General features: G+C 70.4%; 15 protein-coding genes. 13 read left to right on the forward strand and 2 right to left on the reverse strand.

Annotated elements, in window-relative coordinates; genetic code table 11:
* Positions 1-86 precede the first annotated feature (86 nt).
* The 5 genes from SCATT_RS20335 (at position 87) to mnmA (ending at position 5,698) form a co-directional block, all read left to right on the forward strand.
* On the forward strand, positions 87-1,517 hold the full coding sequence (locus SCATT_RS20335) for a M1 family metallopeptidase (RefSeq protein ID WP_014145021.1): 1,431 nt from the start codon (positions 87-89) through the stop codon (positions 1,515-1,517).
* 48 nt (positions 1,518-1,565) lie between these two features.
* Positions 1,566-2,273, forward strand: a complete 708-nt coding sequence (locus SCATT_RS20340) for a trimeric intracellular cation channel family protein (RefSeq protein WP_014145022.1) — start codon at positions 1,566-1,568, stop codon at positions 2,271-2,273.
* Between the two features lie 22 nt (positions 2,274-2,295).
* A complete protein-coding gene (locus SCATT_RS20345; RefSeq protein ID WP_014145023.1) occupies positions 2,296-3,162 on the forward strand; it encodes a thioesterase family protein in 867 nt (288 codons plus the stop codon).
* Between the two features lie 93 nt (positions 3,163-3,255).
* Positions 3,256-4,425 carry a cysteine desulfurase family protein gene (locus tag SCATT_RS20350; RefSeq protein WP_014145024.1) on the forward strand — a complete coding sequence of 390 codons (1,170 nt, stop codon included), beginning with the start codon at positions 3,256-3,258 and terminating at the stop codon, positions 4,423-4,425.
* A 121-nt stretch (positions 4,426-4,546) separates the two neighbouring features.
* Positions 4,547-5,698, forward strand: a complete 1,152-nt coding sequence (mnmA, locus tag SCATT_RS20355) for a tRNA 2-thiouridine(34) synthase MnmA (protein WP_014145025.1) — start codon at positions 4,547-4,549, stop codon at positions 5,696-5,698.
* Here mnmA and SCATT_RS20360 read toward each other — a convergent pair.
* Both SCATT_RS20360 and SCATT_RS20365 read right to left on the reverse strand, forming a co-directional pair.
* Entirely contained in the window at positions 5,695-5,901 is a 207-nt protein-coding gene (locus SCATT_RS20360; protein ID WP_014145026.1) for a DUF397 domain-containing protein, read from the reverse strand. The two genes, mnmA and SCATT_RS20360, sit on opposite strands and share 4 nt — an antisense overlap.
* Positions 5,902-5,912: 11 nt before the next feature.
* A complete protein-coding gene (locus tag SCATT_RS20365) occupies positions 5,913-6,767 on the reverse strand; it encodes a helix-turn-helix domain-containing protein (protein WP_014145027.1) in 855 nt (284 codons plus the stop codon).
* 195 nt (positions 6,768-6,962) lie between these two features.
* Here SCATT_RS20365 and SCATT_RS20370 point away from each other — a divergent pair, with 195 nt between their 5' ends.
* From SCATT_RS20370 to ligA, 8 genes are all read left to right on the forward strand, one after another.
* Positions 6,963-7,400 carry an ATP-binding protein gene (locus tag SCATT_RS20370; protein WP_014145028.1) on the forward strand — a complete coding sequence of 146 codons (438 nt, stop codon included), beginning with the start codon at positions 6,963-6,965 and terminating at the stop codon, positions 7,398-7,400.
* A gap of 110 nt (positions 7,401-7,510) precedes the next feature.
* The gene (locus tag SCATT_RS20375; protein ID WP_014145029.1) at positions 7,511-8,236 is read left to right on the forward strand and encodes a WXG100-like domain-containing protein; all 726 of its coding nucleotides are present in this window, start codon (positions 7,511-7,513) and stop codon (positions 8,234-8,236) included.
* Between the two features lie 8 nt (positions 8,237-8,244).
* Positions 8,245-12,141 carry a DUF6531 domain-containing protein gene (locus SCATT_RS20380; protein ID WP_014145030.1) on the forward strand — a complete coding sequence of 1,299 codons (3,897 nt, stop codon included), beginning with the start codon at positions 8,245-8,247 and terminating at the stop codon, positions 12,139-12,141.
* Positions 12,141-12,743 (forward strand): hypothetical protein, encoded by a 603-nt coding sequence (locus SCATT_RS20385; RefSeq protein ID WP_014145031.1) that lies wholly within the window; start codon positions 12,141-12,143, stop codon positions 12,741-12,743. The genes SCATT_RS20380 and SCATT_RS20385 overlap by 1 nt, the downstream gene beginning before the upstream one ends.
* Before the next feature lie 646 nt (positions 12,744-13,389).
* Complete coding sequence (locus SCATT_RS20395) at positions 13,390-13,929, forward strand: LOG family protein (protein WP_041824903.1); 540 nt, start codon at positions 13,390-13,392, stop codon at positions 13,927-13,929.
* Between the two features lie 55 nt (positions 13,930-13,984).
* On the forward strand, positions 13,985-14,674 hold the full coding sequence (locus SCATT_RS20400; RefSeq protein WP_014145035.1) for an SDR family oxidoreductase: 690 nt from the start codon (positions 13,985-13,987) through the stop codon (positions 14,672-14,674).
* Between the two features lie 20 nt (positions 14,675-14,694).
* Entirely contained in the window at positions 14,695-15,750 is a 1,056-nt protein-coding gene (locus SCATT_RS20405; protein ID WP_014145036.1) for a methionine synthase, read from the forward strand.
* Between the two features lie 27 nt (positions 15,751-15,777).
* A complete protein-coding gene (gene ligA, locus SCATT_RS20410) occupies positions 15,778-17,937 on the forward strand; it encodes an NAD-dependent DNA ligase LigA (RefSeq protein ID WP_014145037.1) in 2,160 nt (719 codons plus the stop codon).
* The last annotated feature ends 125 nt before the right edge of the window (positions 17,938-18,062 follow it).

Consider the following 18,062-nt stretch of genomic DNA (forward strand, 5'->3'; position numbering starts at 1 on the left):
GCCAGTTCCCGTAAACCGTGTGCATGACAGGTCACAAGGAGGCAGAGTTCCGCCCGGCACTGTCAGCGCCTTCGAAGGGAACGCTCATGGCACTGTCCCGTCCGGCACGGCTCGTCGCCCTCGCCGTCGCCACCGCGTCGGCCTGCATGGTCGCCGTGGGGACCTCCCCGGCGTCCGCGGCGTCGTCCGTCCGGCCCGGTGTTCCGACCCCGGGCGCCCCCGGCATCGGCGACTCCTACTTCCCCGACCTGGGCAACGGCGGCTTCGACGTCCGCCATTACGGCCTCGGCATCTCCTACGACCCGGCCAGCGGACGCCTGGACGGCAGGGCCGCGGTCACCTCCCGGGCCACCCAGGACCTCTCCCGGTTCGACCTCGACCTCCAGCGGCTCACCGTCGACAAGGTCACCGTCGACGGCCGCCGGGCCCGTTTCACCCGCCGCGGCGACGAACTCGTCATCACCCCGGCCCGTCCGCTGCGCCGCGGCCGGACGTTCACCACCGACGTGACGTACCACGGCATACCCCAGCCGCTGGGCGGCCCCATCGTCTTCGGGTCCAAGTACGGCTGGATGAAGACGAAGACGGGTGTCTTCGTGGCCTGCGAGCCCAACGCCGCCTCCACCTGGTTCCCCTCCAGCGACCATCCGTCGGACAAGGCCACCTTCGACATCACCATGGACGCCCCCAAGGGGCTCACCGGGGTCTCCAACGGCCGGCTGGTCTCCACCTGGACCAAGGGCGACCGCACCTGGTCCCACTGGCGCGAGACCAGGCCGATGGCCACCTACCTGGCCACCGCCACCATCGACCGGTTCCACGTGCGCACCGGCCGCACCCCCGGCGGCATCCCGATGTACGTGGCCATCGACCCGGACCTGGAGGCCAGCAGCAAGGTCGACGTCTACCAGGTGACCTCGGACGCCACCGACTACTGGTCGAAGGTCTTCGGCCCGTACCCGTTCGAGGAGACCGGGGCCATCGTCGACGACATGCCGCTGGCCGGGTTCTCCCTGGAGGTGCAGTCCAAGCCGGTCTACTCGGCGGTGCGCAGCGAGTCCACCATCGTCCACGAGCTGGCCCACCAGTGGTTCGGCGACTCGGTCTCGGTGCGGCGCTGGAAGGACATCTGGCTCAACGAGGGCTTCGCCACCTACGCCCAGTGGCTGTGGGCCGAGCACAAGGGCACCCGCTCCGCCCACGACTCCTTCCTGGCCGCCTACAACTCCTACCCGGCGGACAACCCGTTCTGGAAGATCAAGGTCGACGACCCCCAGCGCGACACCATGTTCTCCGACGCGGTCTACGACCGGGGCGCGATGACCCTCCAGATGCTCCGCGAACGCATCGGCGACCAGGCGTTCTTCCGGCTGCTGAAGGTGTGGACCAGCGAGCACCGGTACGGCAACGCGCAGACCTCCGACTTCGTGCGCACCGCCGAGCGGGTCTCCGGCAAGCCCCTCGGCGACCTGTTCCGCACCTGGCTGGAGACCCCGGCGCGGCCCTCGCTGGGCTGACCGGACGGGCGGACGGCACCGCCCGCGCCGCCCTGTAGAACTGTCGTCGTGAACCCGCACCTGTTCAGCCCGTCCGTCCAGCACACCCTCGACCTCGCCGGGATCTTCGTCTTCGCGATCTCCGGCGCGCTGCTCGCCGTGCGCAAGAACCTCGACGTGTTCGGCATGGCGGTGCTCGCGGAGGTGACCGCGCTGGGCGGCGGGCTGTTCCGGGACCTGGTGATCGGCGCGGTGCCGCCCGCCGCCTTCACCGACCTCGGCTACTTCCTCACCCCGCTCGGCGCCACCGTGCTGGTCTTCTTCCTCCACCCCGAGGTGGAACGCATCAACCGGACGGTGATGGTGCTGGACGCGGCCGGCCTCGGGCTGTTCTGCGTGGCCGGCACCACCAAGGCGCACGCCTACGGGCTCGGGCCCACCTCCTCCGCGGTGCTGGGGCTGGCCACCGCGGTCGGCGGCGGGGTGCTGCGCGACGTCCTCGCCCAGGAGGTCCCCTCGCTGCTGCGCTGGGACCGCGACCTGTACGCGGTGCCGGCGCTGGTCGGGGCCACCATCGTGGCGCTGCTGATCCACTTCCACGCCTTCACCGCCTCCGGCGGGGTGCTCGCCGCGGTCACCGCGTTCGTGCTGCGGCTGCTGGCCATGCGGTACGGCTGGCGGGCCCCGCGCGCCTGGCACCGGCGCAGCACGGTACGGGAGCAGGAGCCGGCGGCCCCGGCGGTACGGCCCCCGGCGCACCCCCCTACCAGCCAGTAACATCTAGGTGTACGGTACCGCCATGAATCAGGTGGCACAGACGGTCGCGGGCGCCGGGCGCGCGGCCATCGGGGACAGCGAGTTCGACCGCGACACCGCGATCACGCCCCGGCCGGGCGAGCCGGGCGCCTTCGACGCCGAACTGTCGGCGGGGTGGACCATCATCAGCGCGGTCAACGGCGGCTACCTGCTGGCGACGGCCGCCCGCGCGCTGGGCGCCGTCCTCCCGCACCCCGACCCGTTCACCATCACCGCGCACTACCTGACCCCCTCCACCCCCGGCCCGGCCGAACTGCGCACCGAGGTCGTCCGCACCGGCCGCACCATGTCCACCGGCCAGGTCTCGCTGCGCCAGGACGGCACCGAACGGCTGCGGGCCACCGCCACCTACGGCGACCTGACCGCCCTGCCGGACGACGTCCGCACCAGCGCCCGCCCCTTCGCCATCCCGCCCTACGCCGCCTGCGTCGGCACCGACGACGCCCCCGAGGGCCACCGCCCCATCCCCGGCAGCACCGCGATCGCCGACCGCCTCGACATCCGCCTCGACCCGGCCACCGCCGGCTGGGCGGTGGGCGCCCCCAGCGGACGCGGCGAGATGCGCGCCTGGTTCGGCCTCGCCGACGGCCGCGACCACGACCCGCTCTCCGTGCTGCTCGCCGTCGACGCCCTGCCGCCCACCGCCTTCGACCTCGGCCTCACCGGCTGGGTGCCCACCGTGGAACTCACCGTCCACCTCCGCGCCCGCCCCGTCCCCGGCCCGCTGCGCGTCGGCATCACCACCCGCAACCTGGCCGGCGGCTTCCTGGAGGAGGACGCCGAGGTCTGGGACAGCTCCGACCGCCTGGTGGCCCAGTCGCGGCAGCTCGCCCGGGTCCTGGTGGCGTAACCGCCCACGGCGCGTTCCGTGCCGCCGGGCGCGTCCGCGCGGTGGCGGCGGAGGCGGGGCCTCCGCCAGGAACCCGCATAGAATCGGGGCACCATGGCCTACCTCGACCACGCCGCCACCACTCCGATGCTTCCGGAGGCGGTCCAGGCGATGACAGCGCAGCTGACCGCCACCGGGAACGCCTCCTCGCTGCACGCGGCGGGGCGCCGGGCCCGCCGCACCGTGGAGGAGGCCCGGGAGGCGCTCGCCGCGGCCCTCGGCGCCCGCCCCAGCGAAGTGGTCCTCACCAGCGGCGGCACCGAGTCCGACAACCTCGCGGTCAAGGGGCTGTACTGGGCCCGCCGCAACGCCGACCCGGCCCGGGTACGGGTGCTGGCCAGCCCCGTCGAGCACCACGCCGTGCTCGACGCCGTCCACTGGCTCGCCGACCACGAGGGCGCCCGGGTGGAGTGGCTCCCCGTCGACCCGTACGGCAGGGTGCACCCCGAAGCGCTCCGCGAGGCGATCGCGCGCGACCCCTCCGACGTGGCGCTGGTCACCGTGATGTGGGCCAACAACGAGGTCGGCACGGTGCAGCCGGTACGCGAACTCGCCGCCGTCGCCGCCGAGTTCGGCATCCCCGTGCACTCCGACGCCGTCCAGGCGGTGGGCCAGGTCCCGGTGGACTTCGCGGCCAGCGGGCTGGACGCCATGACCGTCAGCGGCCACAAGGTCGGCGGCCCGTACGGCATCGGCGCGCTGCTGCTGCGCCGCGAGGCCGCCCCGGTGCCGCTGCTGCACGGCGGCGGCCAGGAACGCGACGTACGCTCCGGCACCCTGGACGTCCCCGCCATCGCCGCCTTCGCCACCGCCACCACGCTCGCCGCCGAGCGCCGCCCCGCCTTCGCCCGGGAGATCGGCGCGCTGCGCGACCGGCTGATCACCGCGGTGCAGGCCGCCGTCCCGGAAGCGGTGCTCAACGGCGACCCGGCCCCGCACGGCCGCCTCCCCGCCAACGCCCACTTCTCCTTCCCCGGCTGCGAGGGCGACTCCCTGCTGCTGCTGCTGGACGCCCGCGGCATCGAATGCTCCACCGGCTCCGCCTGCACCGCCGGCGTCGCCCAGCCCAGCCACGTCCTGCTCGCCATGGGCGCCGACGCCGCCCGCGCCCGCGGCTCGCTGCGGTTCTCCCTGGGCCACACCTCCACCCAGGCGGACGTGGACGAACTGGTGGAGGCGATCGGCCCGGTGGTGGACCGGGCGAGGTCGGCGGGGCTGGTGTGAGCGGCGGTTTCCTCGGCGGGGGCGAGTACCGGCCGCTCACGGCGGGGCGGGCGGGCGCCGGGGGTGCCCGGGCCACCGTCCCCGGTGGGTACCGGGTGGGGCCCCGTACCCTGTAGGGGTGATGTCCGAGTTCCCCGGTGCCCCCACCGGTCCCCGCAACGGTTCCCGGCTGAGGGTCCTGGCCGCCATGTCCGGCGGCGTCGACTCCGCCGTGGCCGCCGCCCGCGCCGCCGAGGCCGGCCATGACGTGACCGGCGTCCACCTCGCGCTCTCCGCCAACCCGCAGTCGTTCCGCACCGGCGCCCGCGGCTGCTGCACCATCGAGGACTCCCGCGACGCCCGCCGCGCCGCGGACGTCATCGGCATCCCCTTCTACGTCTGGGACCTCGCCGAACGCTTCCGTGAGGACGTCGTGGAGGACTTCGTCAACGAGTACGCGGCCGGCCGCACCCCCAACCCCTGCCTGCGCTGCAACGAGAAGATCAAGTTCGCCGCGCTGCTGGACAAGGCGATCGCGCTCGGCTTCGACGCGGTCTGCACCGGCCACTACGCCAAGATCGTCACGCGCCCGGACGGCTCCCGCGAACTCCACCGCGCCAGCGACATGGCCAAGGACCAGAGCTACGTCCTCGGCGTGCTCGACGAGCGCCAGCTCGCCCACGCGATGTTCCCGCTCGGCGACACCGTCACCACCAAGGAGAAGATCCGCGCCGAGGCCGAACGGCGCGGCCTGGCGGTGGCCAAGAAGCCCGACAGCCACGACATCTGCTTCATCGCCGACGGCGACACCCAGGGCTTCCTGGCCCGCCGGCTCGGCACCGCCGAGGGCGACATCGTGGACACCTCCGGCGCCCGGCTCGGCACCCACAACGGCGCCTACGGCTTCACCATCGGCCAGCGCAAGGGCCTGCGCATCGGCACCCCCGCCCCGGACGGCAAGCCCCGCTACGTCCTGGACATCTCCCCGGTCGACAACACCGTCACCGTCGGCCCCGCCGAGGCGCTGGACGTGGTCGCCCTCACCGCCATCCGCCCCCGCTGGTGCGGTGCGCCTCCGGCGGGGCCCGGCCACTACACCGCCCAACTCCGCGCCCACGGCGACGACGTCCCCGTCACCGCCGAACCCTCCGGCGACGAACTCCGCGTCACCTTCGCCGCCCCGGTCCGCGGCGTCGCCCCCGGCCAGGCGGTCGTCCTCTACGACGGCACCCGAGTCGTCGGCTCCGCCACCATCGCCGCCACGGAACGGCGGTCGCCGGCCCCCGCCGGTTAAGCCCGTTCCGCCACGCCCCCGTCGAACTCCCCGTGCTTGATGCCCCGGATGAGGGCGTGGAGGGCGGTGGGGGTGGTGGTGAGGATGGCGTGGGGGGTGGTGCTTTCGCGTATGGCTATGTGGTGGTCGGTGGCGGCGAGTTGGACGCAGTTGTTGCCGCCGTTGCCGCAGTAGGAGGACTTCTGCCAGTCGATGTGGGACATGGCCGTTCCTTTCACATCTCGCGTGCGATGGACCGCATGACGTCACGGGACTCGTCGGGCGGGAGAGCCATCTTCTCCAAGGTGTCGAGGACGGCACGGTAGTTGGCCAGTGGCGTTGGCGAGTCGATGAACGCGGGGCCATGGGCCGTGTCGAGGTGCACGGTATCGAGTTGGGGGACGGGACCGTCGGCGTAGAGGATCGACTGCCCTGCCATGGGGATGCCGCCTGCATCGAACGGGATGACAAGCAAGGTCACGTAATCGCGTTCCGACTCTTTTACGAGGTATTCGAGCTGGGCGCGAGCCAGCTCTCGGCCGCCGACCGGGATGCGCAGCGCCGCCTCATGGATGATGCCGACGTAGGGGGTCGGCTCTTCGCGTTCGAAGATCGTCCGCCGACCGAGCCGGTGTGCCACACGCAACTCGACCTGGAGGCGCGGCATCTTCGGCACGGTGAGCTCGAAGATCGCGCGTGCGTGGTCTTCGGTCTGGAACAGTCCAGGCAGGTGCACCGTCTGGGCGGTGCGGATCCGTTTCGCGTGGAACTCCACCTCGGACAGGTCGAGGAACCCGTCCGGCAGCCTGCCACGGTACTCGTCCCACCAGCGGTGCTCGCGCCGATTCGCCGCCAGGTCCGCCAGAGCGTTGGTGAGATGCTGGTCAGGACACTTGTAGTTGCATGTGAGCTGCCGGACCCGGTCCTCGCTGATGCCGGTGCGTGCCGCCTCGATGTTGGAAATCATCGTGCGGTCGGCGCCCAGTAGTTCGGCTGCCTGCTGGATCGAGATCCCGGCTTGTTCGCGGAGTCGGCGCATCTCCGTGGCGAGTCGGCGCTGGCGTGCCGTAACGGCCTTTCGAAGAGCCATGGTTCCTCTCTTGGTCTGCGCCCGGTCAGTCTTGTCATGACGGCCCTGCCGGTCCAGTGAGCCCTCGAATTTTTCACTCATTCGTGTGGCCAGGCTCATTCATGAGCCGAATCCGCCATAGCGTGTGACGCAGGCCACTCGGCCATGTGGCCGCCATCAACGAAAGCGCACCGCTGGCCCGGAACCGGAGGTCCGATGAGCCCGCTCACCCCCATCCCGTTCGCCGCCCCCTGGGAGTACGAACTCCGCTTTCCGCGCGACCCGCGCGGCCCCGGTATCGCCCGCGCCACGCTCCGCGCCGTGCTGGCCGCGCACGGCCTGGGCGAACTGGTCGACTGCGCAGAGCTGTTGACCTCGGAACTGACGACCAACTCGGTGCGCTACGCGTACGGGTTCGCCACCGTCCGGCTGAAGTGGCTTCATCCCGTGCTGCGGGTCAGCGTGTGGGACACCAGCCCCGCCTTCCCCGTCCACGCCGTTCCCGACGCGGAGCGCGACGGAGGCAGGGGGCTGCACATCCTCGACCTGCTCGCCGACCGATGGGGCGGCCTGGCCATCGGGGAGGAACCGTTCGGGATGGCGGGGAAGACGGTGTGGTTCGAGCTGTGGTGGCCGGGGGCAGGGGTGGCTTGAGAGGGGAAGAGGATGCCGAAATTGCGACGTCCGGGCCTCTTCGTCGACGCGGGATTTGTATGATGAACCCTCACCAGCAGCGTCCGTGAGCGGGGACGGGGGCCCAGCACGTGGCGATCAATCTGCCGCACTGGCTCGCCGAGGTCGTCAACCTCCTCGGCTTCAACTGGCCCGAGATCGACGAGGACCAGCTCAGAGAAGCGGCCAAGGGGCTGCGGTCGTACGCGGACGAGTGCCAGCGGTCGCACGACGTCACGCACGGCGTCGTCACCGGTGACCTGCGGAAGGTCTACGCGTCCGAGTCGTACACCGCGCTCGTCCAGGTGTGGGCCGGGCAGACCCAGGGGCACATGCACACCCTCATCGAGGGATGCCGGCTGCTCGCCGACGGGCTGGATGTCGCCGCGACCGGGGTGGAGGCGATGAAGGACGAGTGCATCGCGCAACTCACCGTCGCGGCGGCGGAGTTGATCGGCGACCAGGTGGGAGCCGTGGTCACCCTCGGCCTGTCCGAAGCCGCCGCCGTCGCCGAGATCGAACTCCAGAACCGCCTGCTCAACGGCATCCTCCAGCGTTTCGAGGCCGAGGTCGTCGGCTCCCTGGTCAACCGGCTCATCGGTCCGCTGAAGGAACAGGTCGACCGGGCCGTGGAGAAACTCCTCCTGGAAGAGACCGCCCACCTGGCCGTCGGCGGCCCGCCACCCACGCTCAAGCTCGACACCAACGCCATGCGCGCCCACGCCGGGACCATCGGCAAACAGGCCGAGGCCAACCTGACCGGCGGCCGGGCCTTCGGCGCCAAGATGCAGGCACTGACGTTCACCACGGGGGGCTGAGCGCGCACGTGAGCGACATCGTCAACAAGCTCGTCAAGCCCACCGTCGAATTCCTCGACCACCTCGCCCGCAAGGTCCCCCAAGCCCTCGGCAAGGGCCACCACCGCATCGCCCAGCACATCCACAAAGCCGCCGACCACTTCGACAAGGTCGAAGCCGACCTCGCCGCCAAGGCCAAGTCCCACCACCCGCACGAGGCCCACCCCCACATCCCGGAAGCCACCGCCGGAGCCGGCGCGGCAGCGGCGGCGGGAGCGAAGGGCGCGGAGAAGCGCGCTGCGGAGAATGCCGGGCGAGGGATGCGTCCCCACGACGGCGCCAAGGAATCCGTCCCCGGCTCCGAGAAGACGTGCAAGAACGACCCGGTGGACGTCGCCACCGGCGACATGGTCATGGCCGCCGTGGACGTCGAGCTCCCGGGCGCGCTTCCGCTGGTCCTGGAACGCACCCACATCTCCTCCTACCGGCACGGACTGTGGTTCGGTCCCTCATGGATCTCCACCCTCGACCAGCGTCTCCAACTCGACGCCGACGGAGTGGTGTTCGCCACCGCCGACGGCATGCGACTGGAGTACCCGCCGCCGCGCGGTGACGCCCCCGTACTGCCGGTGCGCGGCCCGCGCCGACCCTTGAGCTGGGACGGCGCCCCCAACGCCCCGATGAGCGTCGCCGACCCCCGGACCGGCGAAGCCCTCGTCTTCGACCACCCCCGCCCCGCCCCCGACGTCATCGGCGGCGTCGTCCTGCGCCTGACCGCGATCGAGGACCGCAACGGCCGCCGCATCGACATCACCTACGCCGACGACGACACCCCCGCCCTCATCACCCACCACGGCGGCTACCGCATAGCCGTCGACCGCCACCCCGACCTGCCCCGCATCACCGCGTTACGCCTCCTCGACACCGACGGCCCAGGCACCGACACCACCCTCGTCCGCTACGGCTACGACACCTCCGGCGACCTCACCGAAGTCTTCAACTCCTCCGGCCTCCCCCTCCGCCTCACCTACGACGACGACCACCGCGTCACCAGCTGGACCGACCGCAACGGCACCACGTTCAACTACACCTACGACCCCTCCGGCCGCGTCATCCGCACCACCGGCACCGACGGCTTCCTCTCCGCCACCTTCACCTATGACGACACCACCCGCACCACCACCTTCACCAACTCCCTCGGCCACACCTCCACCTACCAGCACAACGACGCCTACCGCCTGATCCGCGAGACGGACCCGCTGGGCAATGTGACGGTGCGGGAGTGGGACGAGAGCAACCGGTTGTTGGTGGGCGTGACGGATCCGCTGGGGCGGACAACGAGGTTCCACTACGACGAGGCGGATAATCTCGCCCAGCTCGTCCACCCTGACGGCTCCGAGATAGCGATCGAATACAACGAGCTTTGTCTTCCTACCCGCGTCACTGGGGAGATGGGGCAGGTCTGGCGGCACACCTACGACGAGCGGGGCAACCGACTGCTGACGATCGATCCGGCTGGCGCTCGCTCGGAGTTCGCCTATGACGAGGCAGGTGCCCCGGTGGCGGTGACCGACGCGCTCGGTGCGGAGCACCGGGTGACGAACAACCCCGCCGGGTTGCCTATCGCGATCACCGACCCATCGGGCCACACCACCCGATGCGTCCGGGACGTCTTTGGACGCATTACCTCGGTCGTCGATCCCCTTGGCGGCGAGACTCGGCAGGTATGGTCCGCCGACGGCAAGCCTGTGGAGCACACTCTCCCGGATGGCTCTGCCGAGCTGTGGGAGTGGGACGCCGAAGGCAACCTGGTCTCCCACACCGAGGCCGGGGGCGGTGTCACCTTGTTCGAGATCACACACTTCGACCTGGTCTCGGCGCGCACGGGGCCGGACGGGGCACGGATCGAGTTCGGATACGACACCGAATTGCGGCTCACGAGTGTGACGGACGCGCGCGGGCTCACATGGACCTACGACTACGATCCGGCTGGCCGCTTGACCGGTGAAAGGGATTTCAACGGTTCGACGACCCACTACGCCTACGACGCCGCGGGACAACTCACGGCACGCACCAACTCACTCGCACAGACCGTGCATTACGCATACGACTTGCTCGGAAACGTCACATACCAACACGGACCGCATGGTGCGGCGCGGTTCACCTATGACAGAAGCGGCCTGCTGGTGCGAGCGACCAATGAGGACGCGGATCTGGAACTCGTCCGCGATCCGTTGGGCCGGGTACTGGCCGAAGTCTGCAACGGTCGAAAGCTTGCCAGCACGTACGACCGACTCGGCCGTCGAGTGGAGCGGCGTACCCCGACCGGTGTGGTCAGCCACTGGGTGTGGGACGCGGGCGGGCACCCCGTCTCATTCACCTCGGCCGGCCATCATGTCGCGTTCGTCCATGACGGCGTTGGCCGAGAGGTCGAGCGTGTCTTCGGCCAAGAGATCCGACTCCGCCAGACATGGAACGAGATGCAGCAACTCACGGCCCAGATCCTCACTCGCCCAGCGCAACCAGCCGACCGCGAGGCGCGTGACGGTGGCCAGCGTCGGCAGACGCTCCGCCACCGTGCTTTCTCGTACCGTCCGGGTGGCCATCTCACCTTGATCGACGACCACGTCGGTGGAGAGCGCCGCTTCACCCTCGATTCCCTCAGTCGGGTCACAGAGGTGACAGGGACCAACTGGTCCGAGAGATATGCCTACGATGCGGCCGGCGATGTTGCGCATGCCAGTACCCCGGTGCGCCATGACTCCGACGGCGACCGTGTCAGCAGCCGTGGCCTGCTGCGAAGAGCGGGACGTGTCCGCTATGAATACGACGCGCAAGGCCGCGTGGTGCTAAGGCAGAAGACGCGGTTGTCGAGAAAGCCTGACACCTGGCGCTACGTGTGGGACGCGGACGACCAGCTCACCGAGGTCACGACTCCGGACGGTCGGGTCTGGCGATACCTGTACGACCCCATGGGCCGTCGGGTGGCCAAGCAGCAAGTGGCCGCTGACGGCGAGAGCCTCCAGGAGGAGACGCGCTTCACCTGGGACGGAACCGACCTCGTCGAACAGACCACCTGGACGGACTCGGGCGCCGAGGTGGTCACCCTCACCTGGGAACGCGACGGCGTACGTCCGCTCGCACAGACGGAGCGCAGAAGCCTGGCAGAGATTCCTGACCATGTCGTCGATGAACGCTTCTTCGCGATCGTCACAGATCTGGCCGGCACACCGACTGAATTGGTCTCCGAGTTCGGGGACGTGGCCTGGCAGCGCGATGCCACTCTTTGGGGCACCCCCGTCGACTCACAGGCATACGCCGCGGATACTCCGCTGCGGTTCCCCGGCCAGTACTTCGACCCGGAAACACAGCTGCACTACAACTGCTTCCGGTACTACGATCCATCCACCGCCCTCTACACCAGTCCTGATCCGCTGGGCCTGACGGCAGGGCCGAATCACCGTGCCTATGTGCCCAATCCCCTCGAGTGGATCGACTATTTAGGTCTGGCTTCGTGCACGGCCAACGCGGACAGGCTCCGAAAGAACATGGCTCGGGAAGGGCGAGTGGTAGGCCCCGGTCAGGCAGCCGCTCACATCGTGCCCTCGAACGGCAGAAACTTCCGACAGTGGCGATGGGGCAAGAAGAGCAGCGACCTTCTCGACAGGTACGGGATCGACATCAACGATCCAGCCAACGGCATTCCCTTGGGGCACCCGAAGCCTCACAACTTCACGCACCGAGGGCCCTTCCTCCAACGCCTCAACGCCCGGCTGGTCCGGGTCGTGGAACAAGGCCAGGCGGACGGTCTCGGCGCACGGGCCATCCGGACACGGCTCCGTCAGGAGTTGCGTAGTATCGGGCGGCAGATCGAGCATGAACTCGCGACCGGCCGACCCGGGCCGAGCGCTTACTGGACGGCGTGATGTCTGACATTCCATCCGCGGCCTTCGCGGTGTACCGGCTGCTCCCTAGCCTGTCGCCGAGCCGGGGCGACTACCGGACCTTGCTGCTCAGCGGCTCGCTCAGGAAAATCATTCGCTGGCAGCGCTCCGGCTCCCCGGAGGACCGCCCCACCGACGTCTCCGCCGAGTGGGACGGGGATCCTCGATGTCGGCCGACGGAGTTCCCTTCCCCTGATCCGGGCGCGCCTGTCGTCAGCCGTCGCATCGCCGACCTGCTCGGTGAGGAACTGTTGGCCGCGGGGAGTCTGCTGCCTTTGCGCATCGATGGCCGGGAGACGGACGACTGGCTTCTCTACCTCGTCGAGAGGGTGGTCGACTGCATCGACCCACGCAGGTCCTCGAAGCCGACCAGGAGCGGTGAGATCAAGAAGGCCGTCTTCCGGGCGGACGTGGTTCCTGTCGAGCTTCCTGCGTTCAGGGTTCCGCACGCCCCCGGGATGGTCTATTGGAACGGCTGGGCGGTACAAAGACTGGTCGAACTGCTGGGGGATGACCTGGAAGCGCGCCTGATCTGGTCGGTGGACCCGAGCCTCACCCCCCATCCGAACCCATGGGGTATCTGACATGGGTTCCGTCGGTGCAGAGACGCTCGCACGTCTGACCGCCATGATCCCCCCGGGCGTGACACCACGGCCCAAGCATTGGGCGACCGTGGAAGTCCGCCTGGGCACGCCGTTGCCGCGGGATTACAAGGAGCTGATCGACACGTACGGTGGTGGCCAGTTCGACTTCCACATCTCACTCCTGGAGCCCGACCCGCAGAACGGACTTTACGACCTGCTGGAAGACAACGACGGGCTCGTGATCAGCTTGAAGGGCTCTGGTCGGTCGGACTGGAGAAGCCGGAGGAACTTCGGGAGCACGGCAGCCGCGTCATCGCCTGGGCCACCACCGACAACGGGGGGAACCTGTACTGGCTGGTACGTCCGGGCCAGGACCCCGTCGACTGGACGGTGATGGTGAACGAGGGGCGCGGTCCCTTCTGGGAGCACTTCCGGATGACGTGCACCGAGTTCCTCGTCTCCGTTCTCTCCGGAGACGTGGAATCGGAGATCCTGGACTACGTGCTGCCCTCCGCCGAGCACACGTTCCTCCCCAGCGGTGTGTCGGAGTAAGCCGCTCTTCAACGGTGCCGATGATGCCGGTATGAACCGGTGGGCGGCTCGCCGGCCGATGAACGGCCGCCGGTGGGAGCGCTACCGTACCCCCATGAACATCTGCGTCTTCCTCTCCGCCGCCGATCTTCCCGAGCGTTACACCACTCCCGCGCGTGAGTTCGCCGAGCTCGTCGGGAAGGGCGGGCATACGTTGGTGTGGGGTGGGTCGGACGTGGGGTTGATGAAGGTGGTGGCGGACGGGGTGCAGAAGAACGGGGGGCGGTTGGTCGGGGTGTCGGTGGAGTTCTTGCAGGACAAGGCGCGGGGGAACGCCGACGAGATGATCGTGGCGGCCGACCTGGCGGAGCGGAAGGCTCAGTTGCTGGCCCGGTCGGACGCTGTGGTGATCATGGTGGGGGGAACCGGGACGCTGGACGAGGCGACGGAGATCCTGGAGTTGAAGAAGCACGGGCTGCACGACAAGCCGGTGGTGCTGCTCAACTCGGCGGGGTTCTACGACGGGCTCAAGGAGCAGTTCCGGCGGATGGAGGACGAGGGGTTCCTGCCGGTGCCCCTGACGGAGTTGGTCTTCTTCGCCGAGGAGCCGGTCGGCGCGCTGGCGTACCTGGAGGAGTCGGCCGGCGTCCAGTAGCCGGCGGGCGGGCCCCTGCGCACGTCAGGGCGGTCCCGGTGCGACGATGGCGGCCATGACCACACATCTGATCACCGGTGCCGGTTCCGGCATCGGCGCCGCCGTCACCCAGCGCCTCGCCGACCGCGGGGACGACCTGTGGCTGCTGGCCCGGGACGCCGGACGGGCCAAGGAGCTGGCCGAGCGCCACCCCGGCGCCCGTACCCTCGTCGGCGACCTGGCCGAGCCGGAACGGCTCTCCTGGGCCTTCGGCCACCAGGAACTGCCCGACCGGCTCGACTCGCTGCTGCACATCGCCGGCGTCGTCGACCTCGGCACGGTCGGCGAGCTGACCCCGAAGGTCTGGCAGCGCACCCTCGCCGCCAACCTCCTCGCCCCGGCCGAGCTGACCCGGCTGCTCCTGCCCCAACTGCGGCTCGCCCGGGGCCACGTGCTCTTCGTCAACTCCGGCGCCGGGCTCACCGCGCACGCCGAGTGGGGCGCGTACGCGGCCAGCAAGCACGGCCTGAAGGCGCTCGCCGACGCGCTGCGCCAGGAGGAGCACGGCAACGGGGTGCGGGTCACCAGCGTCTACCCGGGGCGCACCGCCACCCCCATGCAGGCCAAGGTCCACCAGCAGGAGGGGAAGGACTACCGGGCCGAGCGGTGGATCGACCCCGAGTCGGTGGCCACCGTGATCCTCACCGCGCTCGACCTGCCGCGGGACGCCGAGGTCAACGACGTCACGGTGCGTCCGGGCCACTGACCGCGCATTACGCTGCCACCGTGAGCAGCGAGGCGAATGACGTGAGCACGCAGAAGACGACGTACCGACCGGCCGCCGGGACGGCGACCGGGGTGGGTTCCCTGCCCGGGGAGGACGCCCGGGAGGCCGCCAGGGTCGCGGTGGGGGAGGTTCCGGCGCTGCCGTTCCTGCCCGAGCTGCCCGCCCGCGGACCCGGCGCCGACATGATCGGCCGCACCCTGGGGATGCTGGTCGAGCTGTACGCGCGCGTGGAGCCCAGCGGCTGGCGCTTCGGCGACCGTCCCGGACGCGACACCCGGCGGGCCCGTTCCTACCTCGGCGAGGACCTCGACGCGCTGGAGGAGTTCACGCAAGGGTACGCGGGGCCGCTGAAGATCCAGGCGGTCGGGCCGTGGACGCTGGCCGCCGGGGTGGAGCTGCGCGGCGGCGAGGCGGCCCTCGGCGACCCCGGCGCCTGCCGCGACCTGACCGCCTCGCTCGCCGAGGGGCTGCGGGCGCACGTGGCCGAGGTACGCCGCCGGGTGCCCGGCGCCGAGGTCCTCCTCCAGCTCGACGAACCCTCGCTCACCGCCGTACTGCGCGGCAACGTCCGCACCGCCAGCGGCTACCGCACCCACCGCGCGGTGGACCGGCAGGTCGCCGAGGGCGCGCTGCGCCAGGTGATCGAGGCGGTCGGGGTGCCGGTGACCGTCCACTCCTGCGCCCCGGACGTGCCCTTCGCGTTCCTGCGCCGGGCCGGCGCGACGGGGATCTCGTTCGATTTCAGCCTCCTCACCGAGCGTGACTGGGACGCCGTCGGGGAATCCGTCGAGGCGGGCACGGTGCTCTTCGCCGGGGTCGTCCCGGGGACGGCGCCGGACGCCGCGGGCGGCACCGCCGCATTGTCAGACCCTGCGGGTAGCGTCAGTGGTGTCCGGTCACTCTGGCGTGGTCTGGGGCTCTCACCGGGGGCTTTGTCGCAGTCCGTGGTGGTCGCCCCGGCCTGCGGGCTGGCGGGGGCCACCCCCGGCTACGCCCGCGCGGCGCTCGCGCACTGCGTCAAGGCCGCCCGGACACTGGTCGACGACCCTGAGTAACCGGGCCTGGACAACGGAGGACGAACGGTGGACATCCCTGCCGAAGCGCGCGAACGCCACGCACTGCTGGCCGAACAGGTGGAGGAGCACCGCTTCCGGTACTACGTGAAGGACGCGCCGGTCATCAGCGACGCCGACTTCGACACGCTGCTCAGGTCGCTGGAGGCGCTGGAGGAGGAGTACCCGCAGCTGCGCACCCCGGACTCGCCCACCCAGAAGGTCGCCGGGTCCTACGAGACGGAGTTCACCTCCGTCCAGCACCGGGAGCGGATGCTCTCCCTGGACAACGCCTTCGCCCCCGAGGAGCTGGACGCCTGGGCCGAGCGGATCGCCGCCGACCTCGGCGGCGTCCCGTACCACTTCCTGTGCGAGCTGAAGGTGGACGGCCTCGCGGTCAACCTCACCTACGAGCACGGCCGGCTCACCCGGGCCGCCACCCGCGGCGACGGCCGCACCGGCGAGGACATCACCCCCAACGTCCGCACCATCGCCGAGATCCCGGACCGGCTCACCGGCGACCGGGTGCCCGAGCTGGTCGAGGTGCGCGGCGAGGTCTACTTCCCGATGGCCCGGTTCGAGGAGCTCAACGCGCGGCTGGTGGAGGCCGGGGAGAAGCCGTTCGCCAACCCCCGCAACGCCGCCGCCGGTTCACTGCGCCAGAAGGACCCCCGGGTCACCGCCTCCCGTCCGCTGCACATGGTGGTGCACGGCATCGGCGCCCGCCGCGGCTTCGACATCGACCGCCAGTCGCACGCCTACGAGCTGCTCCACGAGTGGGGGCTGCCGACCGCCGCCCACTTCAAGGTGGTCGACGGCATCGCCGCGGTCAAGGAGTACATCGCCTACTACGGCGACAACCGCCACTCGGTGGAGCACGAGATCGACGGCGTGGTGGTCAAGCTCGACGAGGTCCCGCTCCAGGGCCGGCTGGGCTCCACCTCCCGCGCCCCGCGCTGGGCCATCGCCTGGAAGTACCCGCCGGAGGAGGTCAACACCAAGCTGGTCGACATCCGGGTCGGCGTCGGCCGCACCGGCCGGGTCACCCCGTACGCCCAGGTGGAGCCGGTCACGGTGGCCGGTTCCGAGGTGGAGTTCGCCACCTTGCACAACCAGGACGTGGTCAAGGCCAAGGGCGTCCTCATCGGCGACACCGTGGTGCTGCGCAAGGCCGGTGACGTCATCCCGGAGATCCTCGGCCCCGTCGCCGACCTGCGGGACGGCAGCGAGCGCGAGTTCGTCATGCCCTCGGTCTGCCCCGAGTGCGGCACCGCGCTCCAGCCGATGAAGGAGGGCGACGTCGATCTGCGCTGCCCCAACGCCCGTGCCTGCCCGGCCCAGTTGCGGGAACGCATCTACTACCTGGCCGGCCGGCGCTGCCTGGACATCGAGAACTTCGGGTACGTGGCCGCCGCGGCGCTCACCCAGCCGCTGGAGCCGGCCGAGCCGCCGCTGCGCGACGAGGGCGACCTGTTCGACCTGACGGTGGAGCAGCTGCTGCCCATCAAGTCGTACGTCCTCGACCCCGACAGCGGGCTGCCCAAGCGGGATCCGGCCACCGGCGAGGAGAAGGTGGTCACCTTCTTCGCCAACGCCAAGGGCGAGCCGAAGAAGAACACCCTGGCCATGCTGGAGAACATCGCCGCCGCCCGGCAGCGCCCGCTGGCCCGCGTCATCACCGGGCTCTCCATCCGCCACGTCGGCCCGGTCGCCGCCGAGGCGCTGGCCCGCGAGTTCCGCGACCTGGACCGCATCGCCGCCGCCGACGAGGCCGAGCTGGCCGCGGTGGAAGGGGTCGGCCCCACCATCGCCGCCTCGGTCAAGCAGTGGTTCGCCGAGGAGTGGCACCGCGAGATCATCGAGAAGTGGCGGGCCGCCGGCGTCCGTTTCACCGAGGAGGGCTCCGACTCCGGCCCCCGTCCGCTGCAAGGGCTCACCGTCGTCGTCACCGGCACCCTCCAGGCATACACCCGGGATGGCGCGAAAGAAGCGCTGACCACAGCAGGTGCGAAGGTCACCGGATCGGTTTCGAAGAAGACCGACTTCGTGGTCGTCGGTGACAACCCCGGTTCCAAATACGACAAGGCGGTGCAGCTCAAGGTGCCCGTGCTCGACGAGGCCGGGTTCGACGTGCTGCTGACGCGCGGTGCGGACGCCGCACGGGAGGCCGCCGTCGACACCTCCGCCTGACCCGCCACAGGTCACCCGTTCGTCACATACCAGACGCATGGGGGACGCACGTTTCCATTCGGGCAACCACCGGGGATCAGTGCCCGTATTGCGGTTGTGCGGCCTACTGTTGAGGGGCGCTCCTG

It is taken from the genome of Streptantibioticus cattleyicolor NRRL 8057 = DSM 46488, from assembly GCF_000240165.1.
Taxonomy (GTDB): Bacteria; Actinomycetota; Actinomycetes; order Streptomycetales; family Streptomycetaceae; genus Streptantibioticus; species Streptantibioticus cattleyicolor.